Here is a 23,969-nt window from a genome sequence, read left to right on the forward strand (position 1 = left end):
GTAACAGCGGGGCCGTCCTTATCACCGCGCCTCGCGTCACAACGTCCGGAGTTCGTGCCAGGACGCCCGCACAGCACCCAGGTGGGTGAACCACCGCCGACGTGGGCGCTCCTCCGTCCTGGGCCTCCCTCCCATCACTCCCAGTCATTCAGGAATTCACCTACCAGTCAGTACTCCGTGATTTGCTCGCCAGGCTTCAAAGACTCGTTTCGTCACACTGGGGGCATGTCATGACGCGAAAGAACCGCTGGCTCCTCGCCGGCCTGACGTTCACGCTGTCCGCATGTGGTGCGGGAGGCCCTGACGCGGAAGCGCCTGCCGTCCCTTCCGAAGCCCGACTGGGAGACCTGAAGTCGGCGCTGGGAGCCTTGCCCGGCGCGGAGGTGCGGGGGGTGCACGCGGATGGCGTGCCCCAGTTCATCCAGGGTGTGCTGGGGACGACGGGCCGGCCCCTCTCCGGTGCCAGCGCCTGGCAGGCGCACGCGCTCCTGGAGCCCACCCTGCTGCGCGTGCTGCCCGCCTTCCGGCTGACGGCGAAGGACCTGGTGCCCAAGCGCATCCACACGGACGAGTTGGGCAACACGCACCTGCGCTACACGCAGACCAAGGACGGGCTCCCGGTGGTGAACGAGGAGCTCATCGTCCACCTGGACGCGAAGGGTCAGGTGTACGCGGTGAACGGCACCGCGCGTGACGGCGAACCCCTGCCGGCCCCCGCTCGCATCGCTCCGGAGGCCGCGAGCGAGGCGGCGCTGGCCGCGTCCCCGCCGGGCAGTCGCGCGGAAGCCCCCCGCGAGGTCTTCGTCCGGCCGACCTCCGATGCATCCCTGGTCCGCGCCTTCGAGGTGGTGGTGTCCGGACAGGACGCGGACGGCATGCCCCTGCGCGACCGCGTCTACGTGAGCGCGGCGGACGGACAGGAGCTGCTGCGCGCACCGGAGATCCACGCCGCGCGCAACCGCAAGGTGTGTTCGGTGGGGGGCCCCAACAGCGGCACGTGCCGGATTGAAGGCCAGGTGGCCACCGGCGACACGGCCATCGACAAGACGTACGACCACATGGGGCTCTTCTACGACTGCTTCCAGGCGAACTTCGGCCGGGACTCGTACAACGGCGCGGGCGGCCAGTTGCTGGCGCAGGTGCACTACGGCACCAGCTACGCGAACGCATACTTCGACGGCGCGAAGCTGGTCTGCGGGGACGGCAGCCTGCCCGAGCTGGGGGTGCCGTGCGAGGACCCGGACATCGTCGTGCACGAGTTCGGGCACGGCGTCACGGAGACCACGTCCGACCTCATCTACACCGGCGAGTCCGGCGCGCTCACCGAGTCGCTGTCGGACATCTACGCCGCCACCTGCGGCAGCTGGGCCTCGGGCACCTGGAGCACCGCGACGTCCGTGTGGCACATCGCGGAGACGGCCTGGACCCCCGGCACGTCCGGAGATGCCCTGCGCTACATGAACGACCCCGCGGCGGATGGCTACTCCGTGGACTACGCCCCGGACCTGAACAGCGGCACGGAAGTGCACGCCGGCTCCGGCGTGGCCAACCTGGCGTTCAAGCTGATGGCCACCGGCGGCGTGCACCCGCGAGGCAAGACGACGGTGAACGTGCCGGCCATCGGCGTGGAGGCCGCGGCCCGCATCTTCTGGTACGCCAACATGAACCTCTTCACCCGCAGCACCAGCCTCTACGCGGCCAGGACGGCGACGCGGGTGGCGGCGCAGAGCCTGGGCTACAGCACCGCCGTCCAGGACGCGGTGGACGCGGCGTGGAGCGCGGTGGGCGTGGGCGTCACGACGACGCCCTCCTGCATCCCGCTGCCCAACAACACCACGGTGTCGCTCATCTCCGGCAACGCCTCGTCGCAGAAGTACTACTGCTTCGACGTGCCGGCGAACACGCCGTCCACGGTGACCATCTCCAGCGGCACCGGGGACGTGGACCTCTACACGCGCTTTGGCATGGCGCCCACCGCGCAGATCTACGATTGCCGCCCCTACCTGTCGGGCAACAACGAGACGTGCAACCTGGGGGCGCGGTCCATCGCCGGCCGGCAGTACATCCTGCTGCGGGGCTACACCGCCTACAGCGGCGTGAGCCTCTCCGTGGCCTGGTGACGCACCGGGCACTTCCCCTCACCGCGCACCGGCGGTGAGGGTCGGCGCGAGGGGGCTGGCCTCCTCCCGGGCCCTGGGCGAAGAATGCGCGCCCGGGGGCCTGTTCGGGTCCCGGCAAGGACGGAGGGCCATGAGGGACGAGCGCGTCATCTTCAGCAGCAGCGTGGACAGCCTGTACCGCAAGGTGCTGGCCCCCTCCCTGACGCCCGAGCTGGTGGACCGGCTGCGCGCGCGGGGAATGAACCTGCACGCCCCGCTGCTCGCCGCGTACCCCCTGGCCGTCTGGGTGGACTGCCTGGCGGACACGGCCCGCACGCTCCACCCCGACCAGCCGGTGGAGCACGGCCGGCGCCTGATGGGCCGGCGGATGGTGGAGGGCTACGCGCAGACGCTGGTGGGCGGCGCGGTCCTCACGCTGGCGCGCGTGGTGGGGCCCATGCGCTCGCTCGAGCGGATGCAGCACAACTTCCGCAGCGGCAACAACTACACGGAGACGCGGCTCACCGTGCTGGGCCCCTCCCAGGCGGACCTCTGGTTCAACGAACCGGAGGCCCTGGAGGGTTTCGTGGATGGCGTGCTGGAAGAAGGGATGTTGCGCGTGGGAGTCCAGGGCTTCACCCTGCACCGCACCCGCCACTCGCCTGATTCCGCCACCTATCACCTGGAGTGGGCCGACCGGTCCTCCTGACACCCCGCCTTCATGTCTTCCATCCTCTCGACGCTGCCCGCCCTCTACCAGGACCTCCTGCCGGCCTTCTTCCAGAAGGACGCACCCACGGAGACGAAGGCCACCTGCTCCAACTGCGCCATGAGCCGCGCGTCCGCGCAGGCCACGGTGGAGTCCGTGGACGGGGCGGAGCACCTGTTCCGGCCGGACACCAAGTGCTGCACATACCAGCCGCGGCTGCCCAACTACCTCGTGGGCGCGCTCCTGTCGGATGACTCGCCGCAGATGGCGGAGGGGCGCCGGCGCATCGAAGCGAAAATCGACAGCCGCATCGGCGTCACGCCGCAGTGGGTGAAGCCGCCCGCGAAGTTCAACCACCTGTACAAGAACGCGCACCAGTTCTTCGGCCGCGCGTCATCGCTGCGCTGCCCGTACTACGCGCTGGAGTCCGGCGGCTGCACCATCTGGGCTTACCGCGAGTCCGTCTGCTCCACGTTCTTCTGCAAGTACGTGGCGGACCGGGACGGTCAGCGCTTCTGGATGTCGCTCAAGACGTACCTGACGCTGGCGGAGTTCCAGCTGTCGCGCCACGCGCTGCTCCAGCTGATGCCGGAGTTCCTCCTGGACGGCCGCGACAAGGCGGAGGTGGCCACGGCCCCGCTGTCCGTGGAGGACCTGGACGACGTGGCGCCCCCGGCGAAGGTGTACGCCGCGCTCTGGAAGGGCTACGCCGGGATGGAGAAGGACTTCTACCGCGCCTGCTACGACGCCGTGCGCGCCGTGTCCCGGGACGGGCTGGAGCGGATGCTGGGCCTGGACGGCACCATCGAGCAGAAGGTGCTGGAGAAGCTGCACACCCAGGCCACCGCGCCCACGCTGCCGCGCGTGCTGCGCTTCAACCCGGACGCGACGGTGAAGTGGCTGCCGGACGGCAGCGTCGCGCTGGGCTCGTACAGCGAATACGACGCGGTGGCGCTGCCGGGGGAGGCCTACTCGCTGCTGGTGGAGTTCACCGGCCAGAAGCCCGTGGACGCCGTCCGCCAGCACCTGCGCGACCACAAGCAGGCGGACCTGGATCCGGACATCCTCCTGGAGCTGCACCGGCACCGCATCCTCATCGAGCCCTGAGCGGGCCGCGCTTCAGGGCTGGCCCGCGAAGGCGCCCACGTCGCGCAGCCAGCGGGCGATCTTCTGGGTGCGCTCCCACGCGGGCTCGGCGGCGACCAGGTGCTCCGCCAGCCACGCGCTGAAGGCCGGGTCCCCCGCGCGCAGCCACGCGGCGGACTCGGCCAGCTCATGGGCGGCGGCCTCCCACGCGCGGCGCACGGCGCTGGCCACGGCCATCAGCTCCGCGATGCAGCGGGTGAATACCTCCATGCCCACGGTGACCTCGTTGGCGCTGTCGCCGCAGGACAGGGCCAGCTCGCGCAGGCGGCCCAGGTCCTTGAGCAACCCCTGCTCCAGCGCCGCGGCGGTGCCCAGCCGGGCCTGGGCGGCGCGCTGGAGCAGCTCCACGTCCTCGCAGAGCTGGCGCCAGGCCGTGTCGTCCCCGGCGGGGAAGCCGCCCCGGCGGCGCAGGCGCACGCCCACGGCCTGCCACAGGTTGCAGAAGACGAGGACCTCCTCGACGCTGCGGCGCACGTGCGGCGGGATGTGGTCCAGGAAGTCCACCACGGACGCGCGGGCTTCGCGGATGAACGCGTCACCCCGGGGCGTGGCCTCCACCACGCCGCGTGCGAGCTGGAGCACGCGCCAGGCCCACTGCAGGGCGCGCTCGGAGGTGGTGAAGAGCACCTCCACGCCGGTGCCCAGGGCGCCCGCGGCGTAGCTGGTGTCGGCGGTCGTCGGGGAGGGAATGGAGGGAGCGCCCTCGGCGCGCACGTCGGGCGAGCGGGAAGCCGGTGTCCCCGCGTCCTCGCTGTCGGTGACGGCCCCGGGCCCGTTCGGCCCCGGCACCGTGTGCTCACGCCCCATGTGCCTCTGCGCCCTCTCTCGCCGGTGGAAGTCCCCTCCTTCCGAATATCGCACGCTCCCTGAAGCCTCCAGGGCTGGATGCGGAGACGTGCGATGCACCACAAGGCGCCCATCCCCACATCCTGGATGGGCACCTTGGGATGTCCGGCAATGCGCAACCCCTACCCTCAGTGCAGGGTCGGGTTGTGCTTCAGGCGGCTGAGCCGGTCATGCGTCTGCTTCTGGGCCGGGAGCAGTTGCTGACGCGCGAAGCTGCGCGCCTCGCCGTGGAGCTTGCTCACGTCACGGTTGTAGTCCGCCAGGCCGTGGTCCTCGCCCTGCTCCAGGGCGTCGATGGCGGCCTTCTCCCCCAGCAGGTCCGCTCCGCCCTGGACGATCTTCGCGAAGGCGCCCCAGAGGCCGGAGCTCTCCGCGGGGCTGCCGCCCAGCTTCTGGATGCGCTCCTTGAGCGCCTCGACGCGGGCCTCATGGTCATGGAGGCAGGCATCCACCTCCGTGCGGGCGATGTCGCTCTTCAAGTGCTTGCTCGCCTGCCGGTAGGTCTCCACGGCGGAGAGCTCACCGCGCAGGAAGGAGTTCAGCGTCTCGATGTCGGTGTTCGCCATGACGTCATCTCCTTGGTTCCGGTGAATGAAATCGACTGGCGAAAAGGTGGTGCGCCTCGCCGGCCCGGCAACGGGCGCTGGCCTCCCCGTCCACACGGCAGGCGTCCGGAGGGGCGCCGCCGGCACGGCGACCGTGGCAGACTCATGCGCGGCATGTGGAACTGGGTTCACCAACTCGCGGATTGGGCACGGGAGGACACGCCGTTCGCCGTCGTGACGGTGACGGAGTGCAAGGGCAGCACGCCCGCGCCCCCCGGCGCGAAGCTGCTGGTGCGCGCGGACGGTACCTTTCACGGCACCATTGGCGGCGGCCACCTGGAGCAGCTGGTCCTGGAAGACGCCCGCGCGTGTCTGGCCAAAGGCGAAGCGCGCACGTTCCGCTATCCGCTGGGCGCGAAGCTGGGGCAGTGCTGTGGAGGAGTCGTGGACGTCTTCGTCGAGCCCGTCAACCACGGGCCCCAGCTGTACCTCTTCGGCGCCGGCCACGTGGGACAGGCGCTGTGCCGCATCCTGGAGGGCACCCCCTTCCGCGTGCACCTGGTGGACGAGCGCGCCGAGTGGGTCCAGTCCCCGCTGGTGCCCTCGGGCGTGGTGCGTCACGAGGAGGCGTGGGATGACTTCGCGTCGCGCGCGGCCTGGGACGCGCAGCGCACCTATGTGGCGGTGATGACGCACCGCCACGACGTGGATCAGGACATCATCGCCTTCGCCATCCAGCAGCCGGCCCGCTACATCGGCCTCATCGGCAGTGACACGAAGTGGGCCCGCTTCCGGCAGCGGCTGGAGGCGAAGGGGATGCCCGCCCGGCAGGTGGGCCGCGTCCAGTGCCCCATGGGGCTGCCCACCGGCGGAAAGTCACCGCAAGAGGTGGCCGTGAGCATCGCGGCCGGGCTGCTCCAGCTCCACCATGGACTCGCCACGGGCCTGGCCCAGGAAGCAGGCGCTCAGCCAGCGCCCGCGCCCCTGCTATCCTCGGGGGAATGAGCACCCCCTTCGAGTTCCGGCTCAACGGACAGACCGTCCAGGTTGACGACGCGTCGCCCAACACCACCCTGCTGGATTACCTGCGTGCGCGAGGCCTGACGGGCACGAAGCAGGGCTGTGCCGAGGGCGACTGCGGCGCCTGCACCGTGGCCATGGTGGACCGGGACGTCAGCGGCCAGAAGACGCTGCGCGCGTTCAACAGCTGCATCGCGCTGTTGCCCATGGTGGCCGGGCGCGAGCTCGTCACCGTGGAGGGCGTGGGCAGCCGCGCCGCGCCCCACCCCGTGCAGCAGGCGATGGTGAAGCACTACGGCTCGCAGTGCGGCTTCTGCACGCCGGGCTTCGTCGTCTCCATGGTGGAGGCCTACTGTCGCAAGGACGCGGGCTCGCCGGAGGCCATCGCGGATCAGCTCTGCGGCAACATCTGCCGCTGTACCGGCTACCGCCCCATCCGCGACGCGATGGTGGACGCGCTCGCCACCCGCGACGCGAAGGGCGCGGGCCCGGGGCTCCCCGGTGTCTCGCTGGAGGGCGCGCCCTCCCCCACTCCGCCCCTGCGCTACGAGGCCCGTGACGGCCTGTTCCTGCGCCCCACGACGTGGGAGGACCTGCTCGCGCTGCGCGCCCTGCACCCGGAGGCGATGCTCGTGGCCGGCGCCACCGAGCTGGGCGTGGACATCACCAAGAAGTCCCGCCGCTACCCGTTCCTCATCTCCACGGAGGGCGTGGAGGCCCTGCGCGCCATCCGCCGCGAGGAGGACGGCTGGTACGTGGGCGGCGCCGCGTCGCTGGTGGACGTGGAGGACGCGCTGGGCCACGAGGTGCCGGAGCTGGCGAAGATGCTCAACGTCTTCGCCTCGCGGCAGATCCGCCACCGCGCCACGCTCGCGGGCAACCTGGTGACGGCCTCGCCCATCGGGGACACGGCGCCGGTGCTGCTCGCGCTGGATTCCCGGCTGGTGCTCGCGTCCGTGCGCGGCGAGCGGACGGTGGCGCTGTCGGACTTCTTCCTCGCCTACCGCAAGACGGCGCTCCAGCCGGACGAGGTGGTCCGCTTCGTCGTCATCCCCCACGCCCCGGCGAAGGAGAGCGGGCTCACGCGCCATTCGGACAGCTTCAAGGTGTCCAAGCGCCGCGAGCTGGACATCAGCATCGTCGCGGCGGGCTTCTGCATCGAGACGGACGCGCTGGGCCTCGTGCGCACCGCGCGGCTGGGCTACGGCGGCGTCGCGGCCACGCCCGCGCGCGCGAAGCAGACGGAAGGACTGCTCGTGGGGCACCCGTGGAACGCGGAGGCCGTGGCCCGCGTGCGCGCCACGCTGGAGCGCGAGTTCACCCCGCTCACGGACCTGCGCGGCAGCGCGGAGTACCGGCGCGGGCTGGTGGTGTCGCTGCTGGAGAAGTTCGCGTCCGGCGCGCGCAGCCCCGTGCTGGACGGCCGCCCCACCTTCGCCCCGGGCGCGCCCTCCGCCACCTCGGACGCGGGCCGCGAGCTGCGCCATGAGAGCGCCCTGGGCCACGTGACGGGCAGCGCGCAGTACGTGGACGACCTCGCGCAGCGCCGGCCCATGCTGACGGTGTGGCCGGTGCTGTCTCCGCACGCGCACGCGCGCATCCTCCGCCGCGACGCCAGCGCCGCGCTGAAGGTGCCCGGCGTGGTGAAGGTGCTGCTCGCGGAGGACATCCCGGGCATGAACGACACGGGTCCCATCCGCCACGACGAGCCGCTGCTCGCGAAGGACGAGGTGCTCTTCCACGCGCAGGTGGTGGCGCTCGTCGTCGGCGAGACGCCCGAGGCCTGCCGCGAGGGCGCCCGCCAGGTGGCGGTGGACTACGAGCCCCTGCCCGCGGTGCTCACGCTGGCCGAGGCCCTGAAGCAGCAGAGCTTCCACACCGACCCGCACATCATCCGCCGGGGTGACGTGGACAGCGCGCTCGCCTCCAGCCCGAACCGGCTGGCCGGTGAGCTGACGATGGGCGGCCAGGAGCACTTCTACCTGGAGACGCACGCGGCCTTCGCGGAGGTGGGCGAGGACGGCGACGTCACGGTGACGTCCTCCACGCAGCACCCGTCGGAGGTGCAGGCCATCATCTCGCACGTGCTGCACATTCCGCGCAGCCGCGTGGTGGTGAAGGCGCCGCGCATGGGTGGCGGCTTCGGCGGCAAGGAGACGCAAGGCAACGCGCCCGCGGCGCTGGTGGCGCTGGCGGCGGTGCACACGGGCCGGCCGGTGAAGTGGATGCTGGACCGCGACGTGGACATGGTCGTCACGGGCAAGCGCCACCCGTTCCACGCGGCCTGGGAGGTGGGCTTCGACGCCACGGGCCGGCTGCTCGCGCTCAAGGCGGACCTCACGTCCAACGGCGGCTGGTCCCTGGACCTGTCCGAGTCCATCACCGACCGCGCCCTCTTCCACCTGGACAACGGCTACTACGTGCCGTCGGTGCGCTACACCGGCCGCGTGGCGAAGACGCACCTGGTCTCCAACACGGCCTTCCGAGGCTTCGGCGGGCCGCAGGGCATGCTGGTGATGGAGGACATCCTGGCGCGCATCGCGAGCACCCTGGGCCTGGCCCCCGAGGCCGTGCGCCAGCGCAACCTCTACGACGGCGTGGGCGACACCAACACCACGCACTACGGCCAGGAGCTGGAGGACAACCGGCTGCCGAAGCTGTGGAGCGACCTGATGGAGTCGTCCGACTTCGTGAAGCGCCGCGCGGAGGTGGAGGCCTTCAACGCGTCCAGCCCGCGCATCAAGCGAGGCCTCGCCATCACGCCGATGAAGTTCGGCATCTCCTTCACCGCCACCTTCCTCAACCAGGCGGGTGCGCTGGTGCACGTGTACCGCGACGGCTCCGTGCTGCTGTCGCACGGCGGCACGGAGATGGGCCAGGGGCTGCACACCAAGATTCAGGGCGTGGCCATGCGTGAGCTGGGCCTGCCCGCGGAGCTGGTGCGCGTGGCGCAGACGGCCACGGACAAGGTGCCCAACACGTCCGCGACGGCGGCCTCCAGCGGCTCGGACCTCAACGGCGCTGCGGTGCGCGAGGCGTGCGTCCAGGTGCGCGAGCGGCTGGCCCCGGTGGCCGCGCGCATGCTGGTGCAGCTGCACGGGCAGGCGGTGTCGCCGGACGCGCTGGTGTTCGAGGACGGGCGCATCGCGGCGGCGTCGCGGCCGGACCAGGGGCTGCCCTTCGCGGCCGTGGTGGAGGAGGCCTACCGCGACCGCGTGGGCCTGTCCGTCACGGGCTACTACCGCACGCCGGGCATCGGCTACGACCGGGCGCTGGGCCGGGGCAAGCCGTTCCTCTACTTCGCCTACGGCGCGGCGGTGAGCGAGGTGGAGGTGGACGGCGACACGGGCATGAAGCGCGTGCTGCGCTCGGACCTGCTGGAGGACGTGGGGGATTCCCTCAACCCCGGCGTGGACCGGGGCCAGGTGGAGGGCGGCTTCGTGCAGGGCATGGGGTGGCTCACCGGCGAGGAGCTGAAGTGGGACGCGAACGGGCGGCTGCTCACGCACTCCGCCAGCACCTACGCGGTGCCCGCGTTCAGCGACGCCCCCATCGACCTGCGCGTGGCCCTGATGGAGCGGGCCGGACAGAAGGGCACCATCCACGGCAGCAAGGCCGTGGGCGAGCCGCCGCTGATGCTGGCCCTGTCCGTGCGGGAGGCGCTGCGCGACGCGGTGGCGGCCTTCGGAGCGCCGGGCGGCGACGTGGACCTGCCCTCGCCCGCCACGCACGAGGCGCTCTTCCTGGCCATCCAGCGGCGCAAGGCGCGGGGCGCGGGGCTCCCCGTTCCGGACGAAACGCGCGAGGTGGCCTGAGCTAGGCGGCGGGTGCGGCAACATGCCACGGCAAGCTTTCCCGGCCCGTGCGTTAGACGGGGGCACCTTCCAAGGATGATTGCCATGCGCTCCCTGCTCCGCTCCCGCCTCCTCCTCCCGCTGGCCCTCGTGGGCGCGCTCGGCTGTGGGGACGACGAACCCCAGACGCCCGAGTTGCTGACGGTGGACCTGCCCGTCGTCGCCCGCGTGGGCACGGAGGCCTTCGCGTGCGGCAAGACGTACACGAACGTCGGGACGACGGGGACGACGTACGAGCCCATGGACTTCCGCGTGTACGTGCACAACGTGCGGCTGGTGACGCGGGCCGGACAGGAGGTGCCCGTGACGCTGACGGAGGACGGCACGTGGCAGCACTCGGGCGTGGTGCTGCTGGACTTCGCGAACAAGGACGGGCTGTGCACGCAGGGCACGGCGGGGATGAACGCGTCCATCAAGGGCACGGCGCCCCAGGGGGACTACACGGGCCTGCGCTTCACGCTGGGCATCCCGGAGGAGCTCAACCACGGCGACCCCACGACGCTCGGCAAGCCGATGGATGACACGGGCCTGCACTGGAGCTGGCAGAGCGGCTTCATCTTCACGCGCATCGAGGGCCGCACGCAGGGCCTTCCCCAGCACGTCCTGCACCTGGGCAGCACGGCCTGCGCGCCGCCGCCCGAAGGCCAGACGCAGGGCACCGCGGGCTGCGCGAACAACAACCGTCCGGAGTTCCAGTTGGACGGCTTCGACGTGACGAAGAACAAGGTGGTGATGGACCTGGGCACGCTCTTCGCGGGCGCCAACCTGGACGCGAACGCGGCCAGCACGGCCGCGGGCTGCATGTCGTCCCCCACCGACGCGGACTGCGGTCCCCTCTTCCAGCCCCTAGGGCTGGGCTTCGGCGGCCAGGCGGCGAACCCGTCCGCGCAGACCTTCATCCGGGCCGAGTAGCAGGAAGGACGTCCGACGTGGCACGACGACAAGCACAGGCGTGGAAGGCGCTGGCGACGGTGGCGTTGCTGGCCGCGGGCTGCGCGGATCCCTCGGGGCCTTCCGAGGAGCCCGCTCCCTACGACTGGAAGCTGCCGGCGGGCTTCCCCACGCCGCGCGTGCCGGAGGACAACCCCATGTCGGAGGCGAAGGTCCAATTGGGCCGGCGCCTCTTCTACGACAAGCGCCTGTCGATGAACGGCACGCAGTCCTGCGGCTCGTGCCACGAGCAGGCCCGGGCCTTCACGGACGGGCGCGTGCACGCGGTGGGCAGCACGGGACAGGCGCACCGCCGCAACGGGCAGGGGCTGGCGAACGTGGCGTATGCGACCAGCCTCACCTGGGCCAACTCCGCGCTCACCACGCTGGAGGCCCAGGCGCTGGTGCCGCTGTTCGGAAGGGATCCGGTGGAGCTGGGCTTCGCGGATCAGCAGGAGGTGTTGCTGGAGCGGCTGCGCGCGGATCCGGACCTGACGGCCCGTTTCGCGGAGGCCTTCCCGAACGAGGCCACGCCGGTGTCGCTGGCCACGCTGACCCGGGCGCTGTCCGCGTTCGAGCGGTCGCTCATCTCCGGCACGTCCGCGTATGACCGCTATCTGTACGGCAAGGACGTGGACGCGCTGACTCCCGCGGCGAAGCGGGGCCTCCAGTTGTTCCTGTCCGAGCGCCTGGAGTGCGACCACTGCCACTCCGGCTTCAACTTCCAGGACGCGACCGTGCACGAGGCGACGGCGGAGCCGGTGCTGCCGTACCACAACACGGGGCTCTACAACGAGGACGGCCGGGGCGCGTATCCCGCCGGGGACACGGGCCTCTACGAAATCACGTTCCGTCCCGAGGACATGGGGCGCTTCAAGGCGCCATCGCTGCGCAACGTGGCCGTCACCGGGCCCTACATGCACGACGGCAGCGTGGAGACGCTCTCCGACGTGTTGGACCACTACGCGGCGGGAGGCCGGGCACGGGCGGCGAACGGCGGACAGCCGAGCCCTCTGCAGAGCGCCTTCGTGCGCGGCTTCGAGCTGACGCCCGAGGAGAAGGCGGACGTCATCGCGTTCCTGGAGTCGCTCACGGACACGGCGTTCCTGACCGACCCGCGCTTCGCGGACCCCGCCACCGTGCCGTGACAGGGCTTGCCCGGCCAAGGCCATACATCCAGCACGCCGCGAAATTTGAACCGTGGCACCGCAATACCATTGGCCTCGCATTGATTGCCATTGGCCGCATCACTAGCCTTTGCCTCCCCTTCATAGGAGAGGTGCCATGCGCCGTCTGCTTGCTGGAGTCTCCGCCGTCGCCGCACTGTCGCTGTCGTCCACTGCCTGGGCCGAGGCCGTGCGGCCCGCGCCCGAGGGCATTCAGTCACTGGGAGCGGGCGACGCGGTCGCGGCCTGCTACGTGGATACGTTCGCCTGGGACTACCTGTCGGCGGGCTCCTGCTTTGCCATGGGCAGCCCCTACACGACGACGGTTGTCTTTGGGATCCAGGGGATTGATCAATCCGGGAGCCGCTATGTCGTGCAGTTCCTGGATGGAACCTGCGAATCGACGGGCTACACCCTGGATGAGGGCAACATCTGCCTTCGCACCATCTCCCGCTACCAGACGCTGAGCCAGCGGGTGCAGGTCTACGACACGTGGACGGCGGAGTGGTCGGGCATCCTCACCGCGTATGCCACCTACGAGGGGCTCGACTGAGCCGCGGCCCGTGGGGGGAGCGTCATCGGCGATGAACGAGCCCTGGCGATTCCCCACGGGCCGATGGGCGGCGCTGGCCTGCCTCGCCCTGCTCCTCGCGGGCTGTGCGTCGGCGCCGTCGCGAGGAGGGACCTGGAGCTACGGCACTCCGGCGGCGCGCTCCGACTGGCGTCCGTGGGCGGGAGCGACTCGGAAGCCTCCCGCGCCCCCTCGGGAGGATAGGACGTGGGCCTGCGGCGGACGGGCCTTGCCTTCCGGCTGGCCTGAGCTGGAGCGCGGTGAGCAGCGCCTCGCGCCCTTCCTGGCCTGTGCCTCGCCCGCGGCCTTCGTGGCCATGCAGCGCGGCGTGGACATGGCCCGGCTGGTGGAGTCCCTGGATGATTGGGATGCCGTCCGGCTGGGGGCGCTGGGGCCGTTGGATGCGAAGGCCTCCGTCGTCCTTCAGAGCAAACGCGCGGCATTCCTCGTCAGCGCGGTCGAGAAGTACGGCCCTCCGCGCGCGGAGGTGTTCGCGCTCTTCATCCTGCACACCAGCTTCGATGACGAACTGAGTGAGCTGATCCAGCGCCTGGCCCGCGACAAGCAGCTTGGGGAGACGCTGGGTGGCATGCCCACCGTGCGCGAGGAGTTGCTGCGCCGGGGTCTTAAGGTCGCCGCGTATCCGGAGCGGGAAGAGCGGGCCGGTGACGTCCTGCGGGGATTGGGGCGCGCGGGGCGGGACGCGCTGTCCAGCACCGACGTGAGCGCGGGGGCTCGCTACGTGGAGTTCTCCGCGAAGCGTGCGCAATTACCGCCGCCCTATCAGGAAGCGCTCGACGCGGTGGAGCGGGCCCTGATGGCAGGGCACTTTTCCCCGGGCAACGTGGTGCGGGGCGGGTTTGATCACCTGACCTTCGGCGTCCCGATGGGCTTCTTCCATCTGGTCGCGGGAACGGCGCAGGGAGCGTCGTCGCTGGCGAAGGGACGATACGAGCAGGCCACGCGGGAACTGGCCCCCGCCGCGCTCATGGTGGCGCTGTACGCGGGAGGCAAAGGCGCAAGAGCCCTGCGAGGAGAACGGCCCGCCTTCGACGTGGAGGCGCTCAAGGCGGCGGTGGAGCGGCTGGAGGAACAGCTCGGAGTGAACGCCACCCGGGAGCTGCTGCGTCAGCTCCGGGCAAGCCGGGAGGGTGCCCACCTCGCCGCCGAGTGGGGAGAAGCCGGAGCGCTGGCGCTGTACGAGGCCCGAGGCAACCCGGCGAAGGCCCAGGCCCTGCTGGCGGAGGCAAGCCGCGAACGCCCGGGAGCCGCGCAGAAGAGTACCGGCGGTTCCGCCCTATCGAAGGACTTCGCGGGAGTGCCACCGGAGGTCCTGGAGGCCCGGCTCGCGCAGGTGGAGTGGGAGGCCACGGGTCCCCGCCTGTCCCGCGATGTGTCCTTCTTGAAGGAACATCCATCGGAGCGGGATGCACCCCGAGGAGCCGAAGGTCACCCGCTCTGGACCGAGTACGTGAGCTATCGCGAGGCAAGACTCGCGGAGCTGGAACAGGGCACGCCCGCCAAGGGTCCCCTCCGCTGGGAGGGCTACCTGGAGCTGCGCGGGCAGTTCATCCGCGGGCTGATGTTCGAACGAGACATGGTCGCCCGGCTCCGGGCGGATGCGGCACTCCCTCGGGCACAGCGCCGGTGGCTCAAGGATTTCGATCAGCCGCGAATTGAAACGCACGTGGGCATGACGAAAGCGGACCTGCGCTTCGCGGACGCGCTGATCATCGAAACGAAGCCACCGTCAGGGCAACCGCCGCGCATGGAGACCTTCAGCTTCAAGAGCCGCGACCTGCATCTCCTCAGTGAGTCAGCACTGACGGCCCAAATGAGAGCGGACGCGCGTGCGGCTCTTCGGTATTACGGCGAAACCGTGAACGTCCGCAGACCTGGACTGGAAGGACAGGTACGAATCCGCAAGGTACGCCTCATCTACGAAGGGGGCGTCCTCAAGCCTTGGCGAGTGATCGACATGAAGAGAACCCTGAGGGTCCTCCGGGACGAGTTCCCGGGTGTGGAGGTCCAAATCCAATGACGATGGATGGCATCCCCAGGCACCTGGCGGACGACTACCTGCGCATTTCGTTTGATGGAGCCTGTAACACCACCGGCATCCTTGAACGGGAACTCGCGCCGTTTCTTGAAGCACTTGAATCCGGCGCCAGCGAGTGGATGCCAGACATCGTCAAGGGGGTACGGCGCCGCAAGTACACACGCGAGGCAGTGGCCAAGGGACTGGCTGAAGCGCGCCAGGAAAGAAGTACGTCCGTGGGCCTTTACCGCACGACCGGTCCCGACCTCGACATGTCGCTCCGGCTTCGACTTCCGCCGCTACGACCCAGCCTGGATCTTTCTCTCGCGGTGGGGCCGCTCGACCTCTTCGCGCGGGAATCAAGTTGCAAGGGACTTGTGGAGATGGTCCGCGCATGGGCCATTCACTACCCCGTAACCCACGCTACATCCCACAGCGTGGCGGACAGGGAGTTGGCCGACTTCCCTAATTTCGGCCGAGACGATGAGACGACTTACCGGGATGGCTTCGACAAGATCTACGAAGTCTGCTGGCTCAACGTCTTCAGCGCGAAGCTCGTGGACACCGTCGGCCGCGAGCGCATGCGCTCCACTCCCGCCCACCGCGTCGAAGAACTCCCGGACGGATCCATCCTCCTCGTCACCTGGCCCACCGCCGCGGACTTCGCCACTGAGGCCGCCCGCGTCGCCCAGGCCCGCGCCTGGGTCCATCTCCGGCCGGACCTCAACTTCGACACGGTGATGGCCACCCTCCGCGAACGGAGCGCGACCCTCGCACCCGTCGAACCCCGCTTCGCTCCGGACATCGCCGCGCTGCTCCCGCGCCTCCTTGAATACGTATCCCTGGCCCAGCAACAGCGGCGCATCGCGGAGCTCAACGCCTACGTCCCACCAGAGCCGGACGAGTGGCTCCCGCTACACGCAGCCCTGCCTCCGGACGTGGCCGATCCGAAAGCCGCCCTCGACCAGTACGCATCCTTCGCGGAACGCCTCGTGGCGCTGCTCCACACGCCGGTGCCCTCCGTCCTCAAGGGCTCCCCCGAGTCCCTGACGGACATCGACCTCCACTTCTGGAAGGAGACCTTCCCGGACACCTTCGAGCGGCACAACGTCGATGCCATCGTGGTCCCCGCTGTCGGGGCCTACCTGGGCGAAGTACTGGTCAAACACCTGGGCGGACAGTGGCTTCCCCGCAAGCAGTGGATGGAAGCCCAGGTCCGCGTCGGTGACCGCGTGTGGCTGCCCTTCGCCCGCGCGCACCGCTACATGCGGTCCACGCAGGCGCTACTGGACCACTCCCTCACCCAGCTCTACCGCGTCGCGGAACGCCACGTCCGTTACTGAGCCGGCGGCTTGAGGTCGTCCGGCAACCGCTCCAGCGGCGGCCGCTCCAGCGCGCCCGGCCGCTCCACACCGGAGGCCGTACCCGCGTCCTCCACGATGGTGCCCCCATCGCTCTGCCCCGTGGGCGGCGAGGGCTTGTCCGAACAGCCAACGAGAACTCCGACACACAACACGAAGAGCCAGTGGCGCATGGTCGCTCCTAGTACTTCACCCAGATGACCGTGCCCGGATGGATCTGCGTGAGCGCGGTGACGCCGGGCTCCCTCTCGATGAGCGCCTGCGTGACGGGGTTGAAGCTGTACGCCTGCGTGCCGGACCACACGATGAGCGCGTCCTTGAACACCGTCAGGTCATGCACGTGCTCCTGCACCGTGTACTGGTTCCAACCCGGCAGCCGCGAAGGCAGCAGGTAGAGCGACGGCGCCGGGTTCTCGGAAGCCCCCGTGCCCGCGTCCCCGTCGTGGTGGTGCTCGCCTCCCGCCGTGCTCGTCCACTCCACCACCGTCAGCGCGCCGCCGGGCGTGCTGCACGTCTGCGTCGTGGGGAAGAACAGCGTGGTGAACGGCTTCGAGGGCAGCTTCATGCGCAGCCCCAGGTGGAAGAAGTGCGTGTCCGCCGCCTTCACGGCGCCCGTGGGCCGGGTCCACGTCACCGCCGTCACGTTGCCGTTGGCGTCCTTCTCCACCTCGGCCGTGCCGAACACGGAGTCCACCGGGCGCACACCCGTCACGCCCTCCGGAATCTGGACCCGCATCTTGTACGTGTCCGCGCCGTCGCAGCCGTGGCTCACCGTGATGTCCGCCTCGAAGGTCGCACCGGCATAGGGAGGCGTGGCCCCCGCCACCGCCGCGTGCGCGAAGGCGGACGAGGACAGCAGCGAACCCGCGACGACACACAACGGCCCCAGGGAAGACTTCATCGGGTGACTCCGGGAAGAAAGGAACATCCCGGATAGCAGCCTCCCGTGGCGCGGCCGCTGCGGTCATTTGTCGCAGCAGCCGGACCGGGCCGCCTCACGGCAGCGCGATGCGCCCCGGAGCGCCCTGGGCGCCCTGCTCGGTGTGACAGCTGTTGCAGTCCCCGTTGCCCTGCGGCGTGGCCATCACCCGCGACGCGCCATCCGGCCCCACCAGTCGCGCCCGGTACGGCATCGGGAAGGGCGGCTGGAGCGTCGCGGACATGAAGTTGCCCGAGGCGTTCGGCACCAGCGTGAGCCGGACCTGATCCTCCATGTCGAGGATCTCCACCTTCACCTTCGCCGGCTCCGCCAGCCGGGCATCACACCCGTCCGCCTCGTGGAGCGATGGGAACACCGTGCCCATGAAGAAGTACGCCACGGAGGGCGCCTGCCGCAGGTGACAGTTCCGGCAGGCATGGCCCGGCGCCATGGTGGCCCCGGTGCCGCCCGTCGCCTCGGTCCAGATGCTTCCACTCGCGCACGTCGTCGGCGCGGGCCCCCGGCTCCACGCCCGCGTCCACGTCCACGTCCAACACCACCGCCATCCCCGGCTCCGCGGAGCACCCCAACGCGCCACACAGGATCAGCGCCCTCCACGTCCACCGCGTCACGTCGCGACTCCATCCCGGCATGGCCTTCACGCTCCCGCGCGGCGTCTACCACGCACGCCATGTGCCCCCCGTGCGACAAGAGCGCGCAGGGACGTGTCGGACCCACCCCCTATCCTCCTCAAACACTCTCCTGACGAATCCAAGGAATCCTATTTTCGCTGGCAATTCACAGACACAGACAGGTTCGGGGCGATTCCGCCCTGGCAAGACGCTCGCGGGGAGGCGGACCCATACACTCCGCGTGTTCCCGTCGCATGATCCGATGTGTCACGTTTACACGGACACCGCGCGCACTATCCCGCGAACGGAGGAGGTCCCCGGGTTTCCGACCTTGGGGGTCATTTGAATGTCCCTCCATTCGCGCGATGAAGTGACCCACGGCTCAGACGCTCTCCGAATTCCGTCCTCATGAAATTCGCACCCTGCCCCGCTCCAGAATCACGCGCTTTCCGCCGTGCCCGAGGGACGGCGTGGCGCCAATGTGGGTGGGGGGGATTGCTCGCGCGCGCGTCAGGCGATACATGCGCGAAACAACGCCCCTTCACGGCGGGTGCTGATTGCGACTGAGCCCTTGAAACCCTGTCTTGCCGGGAGACAGCAGCCCCCCGGCCCCTGAATCCGCGTCTCCGTGCTCCCCGTGCACGGAACACCCCCGCCTCCCAGGAGTCGCGTCCATGTCTACCGGAATCACGCCCGGTTCTTCCCCGGTCCCCGACTTTGCGTTTTCCACTCTGGTTGAATTGCTTCGCGTCCGCGCAAGCACCCAGGGAGACCGCCGGGGCTTTACGTTCCTGCTGGACGGGGAAACGGACGAAGCGCACCTGACGTACGCGGAGCTGGATCAGAAGGCGCGCGCCATCGCGGCGGCGCTCCAGGCGCGCGGTGCCCAGGGCCAGCGGGCCCTGCTGCTGTACCCGCCCGGGCTGGACTACATCGCCGGGTTCTTCGGCTGCCTGTACGCGGGCGTGATCGCGGTCCCCATCTATCCGCCGGACCCCATGCGCCTGGCGCGCACGCTGCCGCGACTGCTGGCCATCAGCCAGGACGCGCAGGCCACCATCGCCCTCACCACCGACTTCATCTACGGCATGGGGGAGATGCTCTTCGAGCAGGCGCCAGAGCTGCGGGAGCTGCACTGGATCGCCACGGACACGCTGGACGCGGAGGTCGCCGAGGGGTGGAAGGACCCCGGCGTGGCCACGGACACGCGGGTGTTCCTCCAGTACACGTCCGGCTCCACGTCCTCGCCCAAGGGCGTGGTGCTGACGCACGGCAACCTGCTGCACAACTCGAAGCTGATCCACTCGTGCTTCGGTCACTCCGCGCAGAGCCAGGGCGTCATCTGGCTGCCGCCGTACCACGACATGGGCCTCATCGGCGGCATCCTGCAGCCCCTGTACGGCGGCTTCCCGGTGACGCTGTTCTCCCCGGTGGACTTCCTCAAGCGCCCCATGCGCTGGCTGGAGGCCATCTCCCGCTACAAGGCCACCACCAGCGGCGGTCCGAACTTCGCGTTCGATTTGTGCGTGCGCAAGAGCACGCCGGAGGAGCGCGCGAAGCTGGACCTGAGCCACTGGGACCTGGCCTTCAACGGCGCGGAGCCCATCATGCCGGACACGCTCCGGCGCTTCGCGGAGGCGTTCGGTCCGCAGGGCTTCCGCTCGGAGGCCATCTATCCCTGCTACGGCCTGGCGGAGGGCACGCTCATCGCCTCTGGCGGTGACAAGCGCGAGCTGCCGGTGCAGCGCACCGTGGACGGGGGTGCGCTGAAGGACAACCGCGTGGTGGCGAAGGAGGCGGCGAGCCCCGGTGCCCAGACGCTGGTGGGCTCCGGCCGCAACCTCACGGATCAGCGCCTGGTCATCGCGCATCCGGAGACGGGCGCGCCGCTGCCGGCGGGCCAGGTGGGCGAAATCCGCGTCGCCGGTCCGAGCATCGCGCAGGGCTACTGGGGCCGCGAGGAGCAGACGCGGACCACCTTCCAGCAGCCGCTGGCGGGCACGGGCGACCCGACGCCGTTCCTGCGCACGGGCGACCTGGGCTTCCTCTCGGACGGCGAGCTGTTCGTCACCGGCCGCCTGAAGGACCTGATCATCATCCGCGGGCGCAACCACTACCCGCAGGACATCGAGCGCACGGTGGAGTCCGCCCATCCCGCCATCCGCCCCGGCTGCACGGCGGCGTTCTCCATCGAGCAGGACGACGAGGAGCGCCTGGTCGTCGTGACCGAGGTGGACCGCCGCGCGGTGGAGCGCGATGGCGTGGACCTGGACGCGCTGGCGCAGGGCATCCGGCAGGCCGTCGCGGCCGGGCACGACCTTCAGGCCCAGGGCGTGGTGCTGCTGGGGCCGGGCGCCATCCCGAAGACGTCCAGCGGCAAGATCCAGCGCTTCGCCACCCGCGCGGAGTACGTCGCGGACACGCTGGAGGCGCTGCACAAGAGCGTCATCGCCGCGGCCGCCGCCCCGGCGCCCGAGGCCGTGAAGACCGCCACTCCGGAGGCCGCCGCCGCGCCCGCGCCCGTGGGCCCGGACACCAGCATGCTGCAGAAGATGCTGGCGGTGGTGCAGGACCCCACCGCGCGCCGGGCCATGGTGGCGGTGTTCCTCCAGGAGCAGGCCGCGCAGGTGCTGCGGCTGCCCACCGCGCAGGTGGACGCGCAGAAGCCGCTGCATGCCTACGGCGTGGACTCGCTGATGGCGGTGGACTTCAAGAGCGCGGTGGACGCGGGGCTGGGCATCGACCTGCCGCTGTCCGACGTGCTCCAGGGCGTGTCGCTGTCGAAGCTGGCGGAGGTCGTGGTGACGCTGATGTCGGCGCCCCCGTCCCAGCAGGCCTCGAACGCGGTGGCCGCTTCGTCCGCCACGGGTGACGCGCCCCTGTCCGGAGGACAGCAGGCGCTGTGGTTCATGCACCAGCTCGCGCCGGAGAGCGCCGCCTACCACGTGCCCGTCGCGGTGCGCGTGCGCGCGGGGCTGGACGCGAACGCGCTGAAGGGCGCCTTCGAGGCGCTGGTGGCCCGCCACCCTGCCCTGCGCACCACGTTCGTCATGGCGGCCACCGGCCCCGTGCAGCGCGTGCACGCGGAGTTGCCGCTGGACTTCACCACCACGGACGCGAAGGGCTGGAGCGACGCGCAGGTCGCGGAGCACCTGTCCGCCGAGGCCCGCCGCCCGTTCGACCTGGAGAAGGGTCCGCTGCTGCGCGTGAGGCTGGTGTCGCGGTCCGCGGAGGACCACGCGCTGCTCATCGCGATGCACCACATCGTCACCGACTTCTGGTCGCTGGCGGTGATGGCGGAGGAACTGGACGCGCTCTACCCGGCGCTCAAGCTGGGCAAGCGGCCCACGCTGGCGCAGCCCGCGCGCACCTACGCGGACTACGCGCGCTGGCAGGCGGAGATGCTCACCGGGGCTCGTGGCCAGGCGCTGGAGAAGTACTGGCGCGAGCAGCTGTCCGGCACGCTGCCCGTCCTGGACCTGCCCACGGACCACCCGCGTCCCCCGGCGCAGACCTTCAATGGCCGCGTCCACACCACCCGGCTGAGCGCGGACGTCGCGAGCGCGGTGAAGACGCTGGCGCGCGAGCACGGCGCCACGCCGAACATGGTGCTCCAGACGGCGTTCCAGGTGCTCCTGCACCGCTACACCGGCCAGCAGGACTTCACGCTGGGCGTGGTGAGCGCGGGCCGCGGACGCGCGGAGCTGGCGGGCATCACCGGCTACTTCGTCAACCCGCTGGTGGTGCGCACGCGGCCGTCCCCGTCGCTGTCCTTCACGGACTACCTGGCCCAGACGCGCCAGACGATGCTGGGCGCGCTGGAGCACCAGGACTACCCCTTCAGCGCGCTGGTGGACCGGCTGCAGCCGGTGCGTGACCAGAGCCGCTCGCCGCTGTTCCAGGTGATGTTCGTCTACCAGCGCGCCTCCAAGCTGGACGAGCGGGGCCTCACGCCCTTCGCCCTGGACATCCCGGGCGCGAAGTCCACCGTGGCGGGCCTGCCCATCGAGTCGCTGGTGCTGTCGCACGGCGGCGCGCAGTTCGACCTGACGCTCACCATGGGCGAGGCGGACGGCGAGCTGGTGGCCTCCTTCGAGTACAACACCGACCTCTTCGAGGCCGGCACCATCGAGCGCATGGCCGGGCACCTGGCCACGCTGCTGTCCGGCATCGCCGCGCAGCCGGGCCGCGCGCTCGCGGGGCTGCCGCTGCTCACGCAGGCCGAACAGCAGCAGCTCCTGGAGACCTGGAAGGGTCCGCGCGTGCCGCTCACGCAGGCGGACATGCTGCCCGCGCTCTTCGCGGCGCAGGTGGCTCGCACGCCGGACAACGTCGCGGTCCTCTTCAAGGACGCGCAGCTCACCTACCGGGAGCTGGACGCTCGCGCGGGCCAACTGGCCGCGTGGCTGCGCGGCGCGGGCGTGAAGCCGGGCGACATCGTGGGCATCTGCCTGGAGCGCTCGGTGGAGACGCTGGTGTCCGTGCTGGCGGTGATGGCCGCGGGCGCGGCGTACGTGCCCATCGACCCGGCCTACCCCTCCGAGCGCGTGGCCTTCATCCTGGGCGACACGCAGGCGCCGGTGCTCATCACCCAGTCCTGGCTCCAGCGCACGCTGCCCTCCGGCACGTCCGCGCGCACGCTGTTCGTGGACCAGCCGCTGGACGGAGAGCTGTCCTCCGCGCCCGCCGCGACGGTGGCGGCCGGGGACCTGGCGTGCCTCGTCTACACCTCCGGCTCCACCGGCCAGCCCAAGGGCGTGATGCTGGAGCACGGCGGCCTCGCGAACCTCGTCCGCTCGTTCGTGGAGTCCTACGCGCCTGGGGCAACGGACCGGATGCTGCCGCTCACATCGGTGGCCTCCGCCAGCTTCGTGGGCGAGATCCTCCCGCTGCTGTGCACGGGCGGCGCGCTGGTGCTGCCCACCGAGGATGAGATCCTCGACCAGGAGAAGCTCTTCCAGCTGATCACGCGCCACACCGTCACCATCGTGAGCACGGTGCCCGCGGTCATCGCGGGCCTCAACGCTCGCCTGGAGCAACTGCCTCCGCTCAAGCTGGTGCTCTCCGGCGGCGAGGCGCTGGTGGCCAGCGACGTGGAGAAGCTGCTCGCCACGGTGCCGGTGGTGAACGGCTACGGCCTCACGGAGACCACCGTGTGCTCCACCTACCACCGCATGGCGGTGGAGGACCTCCAGGGCCACGCGTGGGTGCCCATCGGCCGGCCCGTCATCAACACGGACGTGTACGTGCTGGACGCGGAGCGCAACCTGCTGCCCGTGGGCGTCGCCGGTGAGCTGTACGTGGGCGGCCTGGGCGTGGCGCGCGGCTACTGGAAGCGGCCGGAGCTGACCTCCGAGCGCTTCATCTCCGACCCCTTCCATGCCGGCGAGCGCCTGTACCGCACGGGCGACCGCGCGCGCTGGCTGCCGGACGGCGTGCTCACGTTCCTGTCCCGCGCGGATGATCAGGTGAAGATCCGCGGCTTCCGCATCGAACTGGGTGAGGTGGAGGCCGCCGTGCGCCGCCACCCGGCCGTGAAGGACGCGTTCCTCATGGCGCGCGAGGACTCGCCTGGCGACAAGCGCCTGGTGGCCTACGTGGTGCTGGGCGAGCCCGCGCCCACGCACTCGGACCTGAACACCTTCCTCGCGGAAGGGCTGCCGCCGTACATGCTGCCGTCCGCGTACGTGCCGCTGTCCGCGCTGCCCCTGTCGCCCAACGGCAAGGTGGACGCGAAGGCGCTGCCCGCGCCGGAAGGGGCGCGCCTCGCCTCCGGCGTCGCCTACGCCCAGCCGCAGAGCGCGGTGGAGCGCAGCGTGGCGGCCATCTGGGCGGCGGTGCTCAAGGTGGAGCGCGTCGGCCTCAACGACAACTTCTTCGAGCTGGGTGGCAACTCGCTGCTCATCGCGCAGGCCCACCGGCGGCTCAAGGAAGAGCTGGGCGCGGACCTCGCGCTGGTGGACATGTTCAAGTTCACCACGGTGAGCGCGCTGGCCCAGCACCTCGCGAACAAGGGCGAGGACTCGGGTGCGACCTCCCAGAAGATCAAGGACGAGGCGGAGCGCCGCCGGGCCGCCCAGGCGCGGCGTCAGCAGGCGCGCGGCCGCAAGTAACGAACGACTTTCAGACACAC

At 70.5% G+C, this 23,969-nt stretch carries 16 protein-coding genes; 11 read left to right on the forward strand and 5 right to left on the reverse strand.

Annotated elements, in window-relative coordinates; genetic code table 11:
• Positions 1–230 precede the first annotated feature (230 nt).
• The 3 genes from ACX114_RS28545 (at position 231) to ACX114_RS28555 (ending at position 3,915) form a co-directional block, all read left to right on the forward strand.
• On the forward strand, positions 231–2,120 hold the full coding sequence (locus ACX114_RS28545) for a M4 family metallopeptidase (protein WP_459289652.1): 1,890 nt from the start codon (positions 231–233) through the stop codon (positions 2,118–2,120).
• A 130-nt stretch (positions 2,121–2,250) separates the two neighbouring features.
• A complete protein-coding gene (locus ACX114_RS28550) occupies positions 2,251–2,808 on the forward strand; it encodes a DUF2378 family protein (RefSeq protein ID WP_459289654.1) in 558 nt (185 codons plus the stop codon).
• A gap of 12 nt (positions 2,809–2,820) precedes the next feature.
• A complete protein-coding gene (locus tag ACX114_RS28555) occupies positions 2,821–3,915 on the forward strand; it encodes a hypothetical protein (protein WP_459289655.1) in 1,095 nt (364 codons plus the stop codon).
• A gap of 12 nt (positions 3,916–3,927) precedes the next feature.
• Here ACX114_RS28555 and ACX114_RS28560 read toward each other — a convergent pair whose 3' ends face one another.
• Positions 3,928–4,761 (reverse strand): hypothetical protein, encoded by an 834-nt coding sequence (locus tag ACX114_RS28560; RefSeq protein ID WP_459289656.1) that lies wholly within the window; start codon positions 4,759–4,761, stop codon positions 3,928–3,930.
• Between the two features lie 167 nt (positions 4,762–4,928).
• Positions 4,929–5,366: a DUF2383 domain-containing protein gene (locus tag ACX114_RS28565; protein ID WP_459289658.1), complete on the reverse strand. Its 438-nt coding sequence runs from the start codon at positions 5,364–5,366 to the stop codon at positions 4,929–4,931.
• A gap of 144 nt (positions 5,367–5,510) precedes the next feature.
• On the opposite strand from ACX114_RS28565, the gene xdhC reads away from it, so the two are divergent.
• The 7 genes from xdhC to ACX114_RS28600 all read left to right on the forward strand — a co-directional run bounded on the left by xdhC (position 5,511) and on the right by ACX114_RS28600 (position 16,267).
• Complete coding sequence (gene xdhC / locus ACX114_RS28570) at positions 5,511–6,350, forward strand: xanthine dehydrogenase accessory protein XdhC (protein WP_459289660.1); 840 nt, start codon at positions 5,511–5,513, stop codon at positions 6,348–6,350.
• Complete coding sequence (xdhB, locus tag ACX114_RS28575) at positions 6,347–10,180, forward strand: xanthine dehydrogenase molybdopterin binding subunit (protein ID WP_459289662.1); 3,834 nt, start codon at positions 6,347–6,349, stop codon at positions 10,178–10,180. Before xdhC ends, xdhB begins: the two co-directional genes overlap by 4 nt.
• A gap of 84 nt (positions 10,181–10,264) precedes the next feature.
• Positions 10,265–11,131, forward strand: a complete 867-nt coding sequence (locus tag ACX114_RS28580) for an MbnP family copper-binding protein (RefSeq protein WP_459289664.1) — start codon at positions 10,265–10,267, stop codon at positions 11,129–11,131.
• Between the two features lie 17 nt (positions 11,132–11,148).
• Entirely contained in the window at positions 11,149–12,297 is a 1,149-nt protein-coding gene (locus tag ACX114_RS28585; RefSeq protein WP_459289666.1) for an MbnH family di-heme enzyme, read from the forward strand.
• A 136-nt stretch (positions 12,298–12,433) separates the two neighbouring features.
• Positions 12,434–12,868, forward strand: coding sequence for a hypothetical protein (locus ACX114_RS28590; protein ID WP_459289668.1), 435 nt, complete (start codon positions 12,434–12,436; stop codon positions 12,866–12,868).
• A gap of 352 nt (positions 12,869–13,220) precedes the next feature.
• On the forward strand, positions 13,221–14,927 hold the full coding sequence (locus ACX114_RS28595; protein ID WP_459300314.1) for a hypothetical protein: 1,707 nt from the start codon (positions 13,221–13,223) through the stop codon (positions 14,925–14,927).
• Positions 14,924–16,267, forward strand: coding sequence for a hypothetical protein (locus ACX114_RS28600; protein WP_459289670.1), 1,344 nt, complete (start codon positions 14,924–14,926; stop codon positions 16,265–16,267). The genes ACX114_RS28595 and ACX114_RS28600 overlap by 4 nt, the downstream gene beginning before the upstream one ends.
• Here ACX114_RS28600 and ACX114_RS28605 read toward each other — a convergent pair.
• From ACX114_RS28605 to ACX114_RS28615, 3 genes are all read right to left on the reverse strand, one after another.
• Positions 16,261–16,458, reverse strand: coding sequence for a hypothetical protein (locus ACX114_RS28605; RefSeq protein WP_459289672.1), 198 nt, complete (start codon positions 16,456–16,458; stop codon positions 16,261–16,263). The genes ACX114_RS28600 and ACX114_RS28605 overlap by 7 nt on opposite strands.
• A gap of 8 nt (positions 16,459–16,466) precedes the next feature.
• The gene (locus ACX114_RS28610; RefSeq protein ID WP_459289674.1) at positions 16,467–17,186 is read right to left on the reverse strand and encodes a YcnI family copper-binding membrane protein; all 720 of its coding nucleotides are present in this window, start codon (positions 17,184–17,186) and stop codon (positions 16,467–16,469) included.
• 94 nt (positions 17,187–17,280) lie between these two features.
• A complete protein-coding gene (locus tag ACX114_RS28615; RefSeq protein ID WP_459289676.1) occupies positions 17,281–17,655 on the reverse strand; it encodes a hypothetical protein in 375 nt (124 codons plus the stop codon).
• Between the two features lie 921 nt (positions 17,656–18,576).
• Here ACX114_RS28615 and ACX114_RS28620 point away from each other — a divergent pair.
• Complete coding sequence (locus ACX114_RS28620; protein ID WP_459289678.1) at positions 18,577–23,949, forward strand: amino acid adenylation domain-containing protein; 5,373 nt, start codon at positions 18,577–18,579, stop codon at positions 23,947–23,949.
• Positions 23,950–23,969 lie beyond the last annotated feature (20 nt).

The sequence above is a fragment of the Corallococcus sp. M7 genome (genome assembly GCF_054512695.1).

Excerpts from the sequence above, each read along its gene's own strand:
- ACX114_RS28610 (WP_459289674.1), bottom strand. The coding sequence starts at position 17,186 with ATGAAGTCTTCCCTGGGGCCGTTGTGTGTCGTCGCGGGTTCGCTGCTG.
- ACX114_RS28565 (WP_459289658.1), bottom strand. The coding sequence starts at position 5,366 with ATGGCGAACACCGACATCGAGACGCTGAACTCCTTCCTGCGCGGTGAG.
- ACX114_RS28595 (WP_459300314.1), top strand. The coding sequence starts at position 13,221 with ATGGCCCGGCTGGTGGAGTCCCTGGATGATTGGGATGCCGTCCGGCTG.
- ACX114_RS28545 (WP_459289652.1), top strand. The coding sequence starts at position 231 with ATGACGCGAAAGAACCGCTGGCTCCTCGCCGGCCTGACGTTCACGCTG.
- ACX114_RS28560 (WP_459289656.1), bottom strand. The coding sequence starts at position 4,761 with ATGGGGCGTGAGCACACGGTGCCGGGGCCGAACGGGCCCGGGGCCGTC.
- ACX114_RS28615 (WP_459289676.1), bottom strand. The coding sequence starts at position 17,655 with ATGGCGCCGGGCCATGCCTGCCGGAACTGTCACCTGCGGCAGGCGCCC.
- ACX114_RS28600 (WP_459289670.1), top strand. The coding sequence starts at position 14,924 with ATGACGATGGATGGCATCCCCAGGCACCTGGCGGACGACTACCTGCGC.
- ACX114_RS28555 (WP_459289655.1), top strand. The coding sequence starts at position 2,821 with ATGTCTTCCATCCTCTCGACGCTGCCCGCCCTCTACCAGGACCTCCTG.
- ACX114_RS28590 (WP_459289668.1), top strand. The coding sequence starts at position 12,434 with ATGCGCCGTCTGCTTGCTGGAGTCTCCGCCGTCGCCGCACTGTCGCTG.
- ACX114_RS28605 (WP_459289672.1), bottom strand. The coding sequence starts at position 16,458 with ATGCGCCACTGGCTCTTCGTGTTGTGTGTCGGAGTTCTCGTTGGCTGT.
- ACX114_RS28550 (WP_459289654.1), top strand. The coding sequence starts at position 2,251 with ATGAGGGACGAGCGCGTCATCTTCAGCAGCAGCGTGGACAGCCTGTAC.
- ACX114_RS28580 (WP_459289664.1), top strand. The coding sequence starts at position 10,265 with ATGCGCTCCCTGCTCCGCTCCCGCCTCCTCCTCCCGCTGGCCCTCGTG.
- xdhB (WP_459289662.1), top strand. The coding sequence starts at position 6,347 with ATGAGCACCCCCTTCGAGTTCCGGCTCAACGGACAGACCGTCCAGGTT.
- xdhC (WP_459289660.1), top strand. The coding sequence starts at position 5,511 with ATGCGCGGCATGTGGAACTGGGTTCACCAACTCGCGGATTGGGCACGG.